Annotated in this window: 3 protein-coding genes; all 3 read right to left on the bottom strand. The window is 66.8% G+C overall.

Translation table 11 applies throughout. The features are described from left to right. Positions 1-63 precede the first annotated feature (63 nt). Genes tnpC through tnpA form a run of 3 tightly spaced genes read right to left on the bottom strand, consistent with a single transcriptional unit; the run spans position 64 to position 2425 of the window. Positions 64-1641, bottom strand: coding sequence for an IS66 family transposase (gene tnpC / locus AC3A6R_RS27070; RefSeq protein WP_487866173.1), 1578 nt, complete (start codon positions 1639-1641; stop codon positions 64-66). A 17-nt stretch (positions 1642-1658) separates the two neighbouring features. Beyond that, positions 1659-2009 (bottom strand): IS66 family insertion sequence element accessory protein TnpB, encoded by a 351-nt coding sequence (gene tnpB / locus AC3A6R_RS27065; RefSeq protein WP_487863263.1) that lies wholly within the window; start codon positions 2007-2009, stop codon positions 1659-1661. Beyond that, positions 1985-2425 (bottom strand): IS66-like element accessory protein TnpA, encoded by a 441-nt coding sequence (gene tnpA / locus AC3A6R_RS27060; protein ID WP_487863264.1) that lies wholly within the window; start codon positions 2423-2425, stop codon positions 1985-1987. The genes tnpB and tnpA overlap by 25 nt, the downstream gene beginning before the upstream one ends. Positions 2426-2446: the final 21 nt, after the last annotated feature.

Raw genomic sequence — 2446 nt, 5'->3', positions numbered from 1 at the left:
TCGTAAGCGGTCAATAAACCACGCCCTTGCCCGCGGCGCCGGAATCGATGCGCGCGCAGAGGTCTACGGCTCGACGAGTTCGATGTTCCAGGGAAGCAGCGCCTCGTAGTCGTCGACGGTCTGCGCCAGCGGCAGCTTCTTGAACAGCGCGACGAGGTACCGGTAGGGCTCGATGTTGTTGGCCTTGGCCGTTTCGATCAACGAGTAGAGGTTGGCGCTCGCGTTGGCACCGCCCACGGTGTCGGCGAACAACCAGCTTCGTCTTCCGACGACGAAGGGCCGGATCGCGTTCTCCACCGGGTTGGAGTCCAGCGGCCAGGAGCCGTTGTCCAGGAACCGCACGAGCTTGGGCCACTGCCCGTGCAAGTAGTGCAGCGCTTCGCCCAGCAGGCTTGACGGCGCCACGCTGTGCAGGTGCGTGAGCAGCAGCCGCTCGATCTCGCGCACGACCGCGGCGCTGTAGCGCGCACGCAGCCGCAGCCGACGCGCAGGCGCCCAAGCCTTGGCCAGCGCCTCTGCACGGTACAGCTTGCCAATCAGCCGCACGAACCGGGTCGCGATCTGATCCGGTGAGCGAACTGCCTTCGGGGTGGCCTCCTCGGCCTTGATGAACGGCCGACGCGCGTGGACCCAGCACCCGAGATGCGTGAGACCGCCGGCCTTCGCGATGCCGTTGTAGACCTCGTAGCCGTCGCTCATGAGCGTGGTGCCTGGGCGGATGCCGGCATACAGCTTGTCGGCGTGCACAGTGCCACGTCCCGGCGCATAGGCGAACAGCCGTACCGGTGGACCGGTGCCATTCATCTGCGCCCACATGTAGCTCTTGGTCTGGGCTTTCCTTCCGGGCTCCTTGAGGACCTGGACCGTGGTCTCGTCACCGTAGATCAAGTCGCTGTCCAGCAAGTGGTCGCGCAGCAGGTTGATGACGGGCTGCACGGCCCGGCCGATGCGCACGACGCCGGCGGCCAGGGTGTTGCTCACGATGTCGCCACCGAAGCGGCGCAGCAGCGCGGCCGTGCGGTACAGCGGCATGCCGAACTGGTACTTGCCGGTGATGACCCAGGCCTGGGCCTGCTCGGTGAGGAGGCCTCGCGGAATGATGCGCGCCGGCGCCGGTGCAACCTTCAGACTCTGATCGCAGCAGGGGCAGGCGTACTTGACGCGGTGGTGCTGCAGCACGCGCACCTGCTCGGGGATGACGTCCATCTGCTCGCTGACCTCGGCGCCGATCTCCACCAGCGCGTGCCCGTCATGCGCGCACACGCGCTCGGCCTCGGGCAGCTCGTGGCGCACGATCTCGCGCGGCAGCGCGGGGTCCAGCGGCTTGCGTCCACGCTTCTTGCGTTGATGCCCTGCGACCGGTGTCGACTCCTCTTCGTCGGTCTCGGCGGGCGGCGTCTGATCGGTAGGCGCGAGTGCCTCGGCCTCGTTCAGGAACAGGTCCTTCTGATCGGTGCCGCGGGCTTCGCTCTTGGCAGCGAACAACTGGCGCTGCAACGACCTCAATCGCTCCAGGGCGAGGTCCCGCTCGGTGGTCGCGACTCGAAGCGCGCCGGCCAACGCATCGCGCTCGGCAATGAGCGCGGCGAGTTCTTCAGCGGTGATGGAGGCAGGCGACGACACGCCAGCTTGGATCGGCATGCCCCATCATTGTTCCTTCAGGCGACGCTGGAATAGCGCAGACGGGAGTGGCGTTGCACCACCGCGATGTCGATGCCCTCCAGCAACCAGTGCAGCTGCTCGGCCGTCAGCGTGGGAACCGCCTCGGACGAGGGCCAGATGAACCGGTCCTTCTCCAAGCGCTTGAGCAGCAGCCAGAAGCCGTTGCGCTCCCAACCCAGGATCTTCACCCGGTCGCGTCGGCGGTTGCTGAACACGTACGCGCACGAGGCGAACGGGTCCAGACCCAGTGCCTGCTCTACCAGCACGGCCAAGCCGTTGATGCTCAGCCGGAAGTCCACGGGCGTGCGGTGCAGGTAGACCTTCAGCCCTTCGTCGAGACGGAACACCGCAACCTCCCAAGCGCCTCGATCACTTCGCCGACGTGGCGCAGCTCTATGCCACGAAGTTCGAGCGCCACGCCATTGGGCAAGCGCGCCTGCATGTCCATCACGGCGACCGTGTCGTCGCCCGAACGAGCCTTCACCGGCGACGCTGGCTGCTGCATTGCGACAGCCACAAACGCAGGCGCTGGCACCACGTCGGTGGCCTTGCGCGCACGCCCGCCGAAGCCATGCTCGCGAAGCCAGCGGCTGACCTGGTTGGCGTTGACGCCGCACTCGCGCGCCAGACGCGACACCGAGGCGCCCGGCTGTCGGCACAGTGCCACCAGCTGCGACTTCGCCGCCTCGTCGTACACGCTGCGTCCGTCGCTCTTGTGTCCCACCACCAGCCGGCGTTTGAGGTCTTCCAAATCGTCTGTCATTTACGTTCCCACGTTGCTCTA

Source organism: Variovorax sp. Soil_C_19 (assembly GCF_057657255.1).
This window is presented reverse-complemented; position numbering and strand designations above follow the sequence as displayed.

Bases quoted from the DNA above. Each gene is read 5' to 3' on its own strand.
- tnpA (WP_487863264.1), bottom strand. From the start codon at position 2,425: ATGACAGACGATTTGGAAGACCTCAAACGCCGGCTGGTGGTGGGACAC.
- tnpC (WP_487866173.1), bottom strand. From the start codon at position 1,641: ATGCCGATCCAAGCTGGCGTGTCGTCGCCTGCCTCCATCACCGCTGAA.